Origin of the sequence: Pradoshia sp., assembly GCF_051873915.1 — a bacterium.
GTDB lineage: Bacteria > Bacillota > Bacilli > Bacillales > Pradoshiaceae > Pradoshia.
On record NZ_JBJEFJ010000012.1, the window covers coordinates 1 to 7,391 of the forward strand.

7 protein-coding genes and 2 pseudogenes are annotated in these 7,391 nt (G+C 44.7%); 6 read left to right on the top strand and 3 right to left on the bottom strand.

Features of this window, described 5'->3' with window-relative positions; all coding sequences use genetic code 11:
- Positions 1 to 221: hypothetical protein (locus ACI35L_RS01060; RefSeq protein WP_439802053.1), on the bottom strand; the 221-nt coding region annotated here is incomplete at its 3' end.
- A gap of 85 nt (positions 222 to 306) precedes the next feature.
- On the bottom strand, positions 307 to 732 hold the full coding sequence (locus ACI35L_RS01065; protein WP_049670335.1) for a hypothetical protein: 426 nt from the start codon (positions 730 to 732) through the stop codon (positions 307 to 309).
- A 223-nt stretch (positions 733 to 955) separates the two neighbouring features.
- Between ACI35L_RS01065 and ACI35L_RS01070 the strand changes: the two are divergent.
- From ACI35L_RS01070 to ACI35L_RS01080, 3 genes and pseudogenes are all read left to right on the top strand, one after another.
- A pseudogene (locus tag ACI35L_RS01070) lies at positions 956 to 1,375 on the top strand (LysR substrate-binding domain-containing protein); the annotation flags it as partial.
- 90 nt (positions 1,376 to 1,465) lie between these two features.
- Entirely contained in the window at positions 1,466 to 2,143 is a 678-nt protein-coding gene (locus ACI35L_RS01075; RefSeq protein ID WP_049670336.1) for a hypothetical protein, read from the top strand.
- Positions 2,144 to 2,202: 59 nt separating this feature from the next.
- A complete protein-coding gene (locus tag ACI35L_RS01080) occupies positions 2,203 to 2,643 on the top strand; it encodes a PH domain-containing protein (protein ID WP_049670337.1) in 441 nt (146 codons plus the stop codon).
- Positions 2,644 to 2,660: 17 nt separating this feature from the next.
- Here the strand turns inward: ACI35L_RS01080 and ACI35L_RS01085 are convergent, their stop codons facing one another.
- Positions 2,661 to 3,047: a VOC family protein gene (locus ACI35L_RS01085; RefSeq protein ID WP_049670338.1), complete on the bottom strand. Its 387-nt coding sequence runs from the start codon at positions 3,045 to 3,047 to the stop codon at positions 2,661 to 2,663.
- Between the two features lie 360 nt (positions 3,048 to 3,407).
- Here ACI35L_RS01085 and ACI35L_RS01090 point away from each other — a divergent pair, with 360 nt between their 5' ends.
- The 3 genes and pseudogenes from ACI35L_RS01090 to ACI35L_RS01100 form a co-directional block, all read left to right on the top strand.
- A complete protein-coding gene (locus tag ACI35L_RS01090; RefSeq protein ID WP_049670339.1) occupies positions 3,408 to 5,063 on the top strand; it encodes a serine hydrolase in 1,656 nt (551 codons plus the stop codon).
- An 18-nt stretch (positions 5,064 to 5,081) separates the two neighbouring features.
- Entirely contained in the window at positions 5,082 to 7,169 is a 2,088-nt protein-coding gene (locus ACI35L_RS01095; protein ID WP_439802054.1) for a glycoside hydrolase family 3 protein, read from the top strand.
- 22 nt (positions 7,170 to 7,191) lie between these two features.
- A pseudogene (locus ACI35L_RS01100) lies at positions 7,192 to 7,391 on the top strand (DUF1343 domain-containing protein); the annotation flags it as partial.

Genomic DNA, 7,391 nt, shown 5'->3' on the forward strand with positions numbered 1-7,391 from the left:
TTCGTCATTCCTTTTCCTTTATAGAAACCGGAGAATTGAAGTTTATTTCTATACAAGACAAAGAGAATGAGAAGGATGGCTATCCCGACAGGCATGCCGCCGTTCGTGTTGGCTATCTCAAAGCCAAAACTTGCATATAGAGTAAATACGATGCTGCTTAATAATCCGCCAATAATGAGAAGAATAGCTAAAATACGAATCAATTCCAAGGAAAGTCTCAACAGAAGGTCTCCTTTCTGAAAGAAATGGTAAAATTTGATAAAACTAGTTTAGCATAAGGATTGTCTGTTGAGAACAGATAACTGGTTATTCCTTCGTTATGGATGGAACAACTTTTATTGTTGGTACGGAAGTCGATAGCACCTCAATGGAATGCTCGATACAGTGTATGCCATAATGATGCATGCTTTCGATAATCGTCTTTTCTAAGCAGGATGAACGAATAAAGGAATCCATGAATGATGATTGTTGATAAAGCCGGAAGGATTCTCCCTGAAAGACGGCATCTTCATCCCAAAGTGTGTAATCATCATAGGTAACGGAATAGGTGATATAGGAAGGGAAATCGATGTGGATGGTTGTAACAGGCTCATTCGGCGCCACGAGCAGGGAGGTGTCATGATCACTTCCGTAGACGGTAATTCTTAAGGCTGTTTCATTCGTGCGCGGTTCGGATATATTGACGAAAGCAAAGCCATAATCCTTCATGCTTAATAGAGTGCTGATTTCCATTCTCTTTTTTCTCCTTTTTACTTTTCACTATACCAAAATCAGGAAAATAAAAAGCGTGTTTTCACGAATTAGAAAACATGCTTTTTCGTCATCATTTATGCATTTATTGCAATGAAGAAAGACTCTGGTCTAAAGATGACATTATTCTGTGCCTGCTCGATGATGTGAGCAATCCAGCCAACTATGCTAGCTTGCAGTGATAGTCTAGGTTCCGAAGCATTCGGAGGTTCATTACGAAACGCTTTACAATGAGCATGTGCTCTTGATTGCCCGGCATGATGGCATGGACGCTGAAATGGCCACCATGCCTGATGAGAAGGTGCTGATCAAGAATTTTCTTCTAACGATTAATCACCCCGTTTATTGGGAGGGATTAAAGAAGCAAATCCGTTTGAAATATCCAAAGGTGAAGATGATGAAGGTGTCCCAGATTCATATTACGAAACGATTTATCATCGAAGGGCTTGGGGTTTCCTTTTTGCCGGCCTCGACGGTCAGAAGGGAGCTCTTGGAGGGCAGTGTCATGGAAGTGCCTTGCTATGCATTATCCAATCTTCCGAATGCCGGGACATATGCAATCATAAAGGAAAGGGATGCGAAGACCATCGAATTTATGGAATTTTTGAAAACGTATCGGTTATGAGAAACTCCTATTCTTTCATTGGATTGTTTCGTATAATTAAAGTGTAATAATATTCCAATAGATGTGTTATTCAATGAAGGCAGGGAATTTATGAAGAAGAAATGGCTTATTGGCATAGTCGTCATGATGATCTTGTTGGTTTGCAGTTCTATTTATTTCTACCGGGCCATATATGGGGATGAGGAACAGATGATGGCTGCAGCAAAGGCGCTGGAAGAGGAAATGGAGGACAAATACGGAATCCATATCATCGAGAGTGATGGGTTTTATACGCATATGGTTGGATATGCGGCGACTCTGACTGCAGAGGATGGCATCACCTTTGATGCCTGGTGGAGGCCGGATTCCAAAGATGGCAGCGTAGATTTTTATGAGGAAGAAGTTTGGCGAAAGAAAGGGCTGTCTGTATGGGGGCATGCCGATCAATATGTCCCGTATGTGGAAAAGGTTGATTTGAATGTTGGATACAGAAATGAGGAAGTGAATCATATTCCTTTGCTAACACAAGCAATTGATGAGGTGAAAGATACGTTATGGTTAACGCTCTATGTGGATTTGAAAGTACCTTATCGTGAATCGGAAGCAAAGAAGATAGAGGAAGGAATCTACCATTATTATGAGGATTTGCAGAATAAGGGGGCAGATGGGGTTGAATTGATTGTTCGCCATAAGGATGATTCTGGCTCTTATATGATTTCCCCTGACGAGCATGGGAAGCTTCCTGAAATCTCAAGTGTGGAAGATATTTCGAGCAAGTTTGATGAATAAGTTGAAAAGTTAACTAGCTGCCATAAGTAGAAAATACTTGTTTGAAAGGAAGGGTGTAGATGTATTTTCCATCCAAGAGAGATCGATGGATGACGGTCATTTTGTGGCTGTTTGCTATAATGTTTATCGTTCCGCCTATTTTCTTCCCGGAATTGGGTGTTTGGATGGTACCAGAATTCCTTGACCAGCAATGGATTCGGAACATATTCCTGCTCCCAATCGGTTTCTTCCTCATCTGGATTTGGTTCAAAACGGGCTATACCATTGAACGGGATATACTCACTATTCAATATGGCCCCTATAAGAAGAGAATCAAGATTGAGGAAATCCATAGCATAAGAGAAACAAGAAACCCATTCACTGCCCCCGCTTTGTCTATGGAAAAATTAGAGATTCATTATGCCAGCCATCATTTCGTTGTTATTTCCCCAGAAAATCAAACAGCGTTCTGCCATCAACTAAGAAAGCAAAACGCAAATATTAAAACCGATTCCGCCTAGAAGAATTGGCTGCAAGCTCATAGGTTTGCAGCCAATTCTACTTTTATCCTGTCCGGATCCTCGAAAAAAACAGCATAATGCTCAGAACCGCCTGCATAAGGATGACGGTCCTCATAAAGTATCGGTATCCCCTTTTCCCTCAGTTTTCTCGTCATCTCATCCACATGCTTGGACGATTTAGCAGTGAAGGCGAGATGATTGAGACCGGTCCGTCCCCGGTGATACGGAATATCCATGAATCGTTCTTCAGTTTGCACAAAGACAAGATAGGTATTCCCCTCTTTATAACTGAATCCCTTATCCCATTTTTGGAAAGGTTCATATCCCAATTCCTCCAAGAACCATCCCCAAAATACCTCCGAATTCTTTAAATTACGAACATTGATTTCGATATGATGAAGCATATTCTCCCTCCCTCTTAAATTCCATTATAGCAAGTAAACAATAGAAGGGGAGTGTAAGCGGAAAGAACCATCCTGATGAAGTAGTAAGAACATATTCTTAGTGACACACTAAGCCTTCAGAATGGGCTTATTCTGCGGAAGCCTGTCATTTTTGAACGAAAAACAGGATTATCCCAATAGATAGACCTAAGGCTTGTGGTGGAAACAAGTACTTATGTCAGATGGAAAATTAAGTAAACAAATTGTATGCTTGAATAAGAGGAATCCATCACGAAACTCCCTCTATTAGACCCTTCCCCCGTGTCTTCATTTCACCATCCTAACCGTTCGTATGCCAATTCAATAAAGAGGAGGAACGATATGAAAAAAGCCACCCCGATTCTGCTTAGCACCTTGGTTGCTGTTTCTATATTTATTCCGTCCGGAGGTCAAACGATGACAAATGCAAAAGGACATTCCGAGCCCGCCCATTATTGGGATGAGCCCGGACGCATGCTGCCGATTCTCATTCCTTCAAGTGCACGAATGGCCGGCATGAAGCAGTCGGCCCTGGATGATATTGATCAAGCAATCGGCCAGTATATTGAGAGCGGCTTAACCCCTGGTGCAGTCACCTTTGTTGCCAGAAGCGGCCATATCGTTCAAAAGGATGCTTATGGCTATTCGGCTGTTTATACGGACGATAAGTTCACCGAGATGGACAAGCCAATTGTAATGAAAACAGACACGATATTTGACGTAGCTTCTATTAGTAAGCTTTTTACGACAACGGCTGTCATGATGCTATATGAGCAAGGATTCTTCCAGCTGGATGACCCTGTTGCCATGCATCTGCCAGAGTTTTCGGCAAAAGGCAAGGAGGATATCACTATCAGGCAGCTATTGACTCATACGTCTGGATTTGCGGCCGGGAAGGCTTTGTATGCAGAGGAGGGTACGCGGGAAAGCCGCATTCAATCTGTACTAGGTCATGGATTGATCAATGAACCAGGGACAACCTATTTATACAGTGATTTAAACATGATTACACTGGGAGCCTTGGTGGAGAAATGGAGCGGTCTCAGGCAGGATGAATTTGTGAAGAAAGCAATCACAGAGCCGCTTGGCATGAAGGATACGATGTATAATCCTCCCGCAAATCTAAAGCAGCGTATCGCTGCAACCGAATATCAGCCAAAGATTGGCCGCGGTCTGGTCTGGGGTGAGGTGCATGATGAGAATGCATGGTCGCTTGACGGGGTGGCCGGTCATGCCGGCGTTTTCTCGACAGCGAAGGATTTAGCGATTCTTACCCATGCCTATCTGAATGACGGGAAATACGGCAAGATGCGCATTCTGAAGAAGAAAACGATTGATTTGATTATGAAGAACTATAACACCGCATTTCCGGGCAATGAACATGGCCTTGGCTTTGAACTGAATCAGGGCTGGTATATGGATTCGCTTGCGGACACATTCTCTGCCGGTCATACAGGTTATACAGGAACCGCACTTGTGATGAGTCCTTCTAATCAAACGATTGCCATTGTTCTCACAAACCGAGTACACCCGACCCGTAATACGCCTTCTATTAATCCAATTAGGCGAAGCTTTGCCAGAGAGGTCGGCGACAGCATTCCAGTGAAGGTCAAGAAGGGAAGCCATACGTGGTTTGCAGGCTATGGCGATCAATTGCACCATACGCTGACTGCCAAGGTGAACACGAAAGAGAAGGCGGAGTTAAGCTTCGGCACCTGGTTCAGGATTGAAGAAGGAAGCGATAACGGCTATGTGGAAATATCCTCAGACGGGAAGACGTATACAAGCGTGAAACAATTTACCGGTAAAAGCGATGATTGGGAAAAGGAAAAAATTCAGATTCCCGCTGGGACGAAATCCATCCGTTTCTCCTACAAGACAGATGCAAGCGTCAATGGACGGGGCTGGTATGTACAGGATGCGAGCTTAAAGGGGAAGCATGGCAAGAAACAGCCGCTGACATTTGAAGCAGATGGATTTGAGCGCAGAAATGATTAAACATTAGGGAGGGAATGAATGATGAGAAAGAGGAAATGGTTCTTGCTTTTACTAGGGTTGAGCGTCATTTTGACAGCAGGCTTCAGCAGTCCATCTAAGAAAAAGCCGCCAAAGCCGGATGATGGCATTCAGGATGTTGTCATCTATCAAAACCTGCCTGAAGTTGAGCGTCATATTGCCGGAAATAGTGTGCAAATGGAAGCGATAAAGGTATATAAGGATGGTCATTTTACCAAGACAGATGACGTGAAATGGTCGGTCGCAAATAAGAAAATAGCGAAGATTACGGCAGCAGGGACATTGACGCTGACGGGGAAATCCGGGATAGCGGTTATTCATGCTAAGTCCGGCAAGAAAAGCGATACAGCTTTTCTAACAGTAGACAAGAAGGGAAAAGCCTCCTTCCGCACCATGAAGCAGAAACGGTATCAGCTTGCCGACTATGCAGTCAGCAAAATGACGATTGAAGAGAAGCTCGGGCAAATGCTCATGCCTGATTACCGGAACTGGAACGGTCAGAACGTGACAGAAATGCTTCCGGAAATTGAACAGCAAGTGAAGGACTTTGATTTGGGAGGGGTAATCCTTTTCCGTGAGAATGTCGTCACGACCGAGCAAACGGCCCGTCTTGTTGATGCCTATCAAAAGGCTTCGGAGAAATACGGAATGTTTGTCTCGATTGACCAAGAGGGCGGAATTGTCACAAGGCTTCAATCCGGCACAGATATGCCGGGCAATATGGCGCTAGGTGCGACTCGCTCCAGCGAAATCACGAAAGATGTGGCGCGCGCAATTGGCGAGGAGCTTGGCTCACTCGGCATCAATACAAACTTCGCCCCTTCGCTTGATGTGAATAATAATCCTGACAACCCGGTCATCGGCGTCCGCTCCTTCAGTGAGAATCCACAGCTCACCGCTGAGCTTGGCACCGCTTATATAGAAGGGATGCAGGAAACCGGTACCATCGCAACGGCCAAGCATTTCCCAGGTCATGGTGATACGGCGGTTGATTCCCATGTTGGACTTCCTGAGGTTCCATATGATATGGACCGTTTGAGGGAAGTCGAACTTTATCCATTCCAGCAGGCGATGAATGCAGGGGTGGATGCAATCATGTCGGCGCATATCACCTTCCCTAAGATTGATGAGACGAAGGTCATCTCCAAAAAGACCGGTGAAGAAGTTTCGTTGCCGGCTACTCTTTCCCACAGGATTCTAACGGGTCTGATTAGGGAGGAAATGAATTATGATGGCTTGATTGTGACTGACGCCATGAATATGGGAGCTATTACTGAACATTATGGAACAGTCGATGCAGCCATCATGACGGTCAAGGCAGGAACAGATATTGTTCTCATGCCGGTAGGGCTTGAGGCAGTGAGGGCCGGATTACTCGAAGCCATTGCGAGCGGAGAGATTAAGGAAAAACGAATCAATGCTTCCGTGAAACGAATCCTTTCACTCAAGATCAAGCGCGGTATCTTCAAGGAAGAATCACCTGATCCGATTGAGGACCGTATCGCAGAGGCACTGCAGACAGTAGGCTCCCCAGAACATAAAGTCATTGAGAAAACAGCTGCTGAGAAATCCATTACATTAGTCAAGAATGCTGAGAATGTCCTGCCGTTAAGAGGATTGGAGCAATCAGCGAAGATTGTCGTTATTGGTTCTACTTATAACCAAGACCTATACAATGCCATTAAAGAAAAGCATGCAGGCACGAGTGTCATTAATCTCCCATCAAGTTATCAACTGACAGAGGCACAAAAGGTGCAGCTGCGTGAGGCAGATTATATCATCATCGGCAGCCATACATCGAATGTGGCCGCAAGACTGCCAAGCCATCCGCAAATGCAGCGAATCAATGATCTAATTGCGAACTATGAGGCACCGGCGATTGCGGTGGCGATTCGCAACCCATATGACATTATGTCTTATCCAGAGGTGGATGCCTATATTGCCCAATACGGGTTCCGTACCGCAAGCTTCAACGCGACCGCTGCAGCCATATTCGGTGAAATCAATCCGAGCGGGAAGCTGCCAGTCACAATTCCAGCCGGACAAGGTGAAACCCTTTATCCATTTGGTCACGGCTTATCCTATTAATCCATTTTGAAGGAGGCTTTATATGCTGAAGAAAAGTGTCGCTCTTCTATTCACATTTGTCCTGATTTTATCGACCATCTCTTTCGTACAAGCAGGCCACAAGGGGAAGCATAAATCAAAGGACCTAAAGCTCGGCGTGGATGTTGTTTTAAGCAGTGAGAAGGATTTGCTGAAAGGGAAAAGGGTCGGCCTGATTACGAATCCGACCGGTGTTGACAAAGA

Excerpts from the sequence above, each read along its gene's own strand:
- ACI35L_RS01075 (WP_049670336.1), top strand. The coding sequence starts at position 1,466 with ATGAAGAAGAAATGGCTTATTGGCATAGTCGTCATGATGATCTTGTTG.
- ACI35L_RS01090 (WP_049670339.1), top strand. The coding sequence starts at position 3,408 with ATGAAAAAAGCCACCCCGATTCTGCTTAGCACCTTGGTTGCTGTTTCT.
- ACI35L_RS01085 (WP_049670338.1), bottom strand. The coding sequence starts at position 3,047 with ATGCTTCATCATATCGAAATCAATGTTCGTAATTTAAAGAATTCGGAG.
- ACI35L_RS01095 (WP_439802054.1), top strand. The coding sequence starts at position 5,082 with ATGATGAGAAAGAGGAAATGGTTCTTGCTTTTACTAGGGTTGAGCGTC.
- ACI35L_RS01080 (WP_049670337.1), top strand. The coding sequence starts at position 2,203 with ATGTATTTTCCATCCAAGAGAGATCGATGGATGACGGTCATTTTGTGG.
- ACI35L_RS01065 (WP_049670335.1), bottom strand. The coding sequence starts at position 732 with ATGGAAATCAGCACTCTATTAAGCATGAAGGATTATGGCTTTGCTTTC.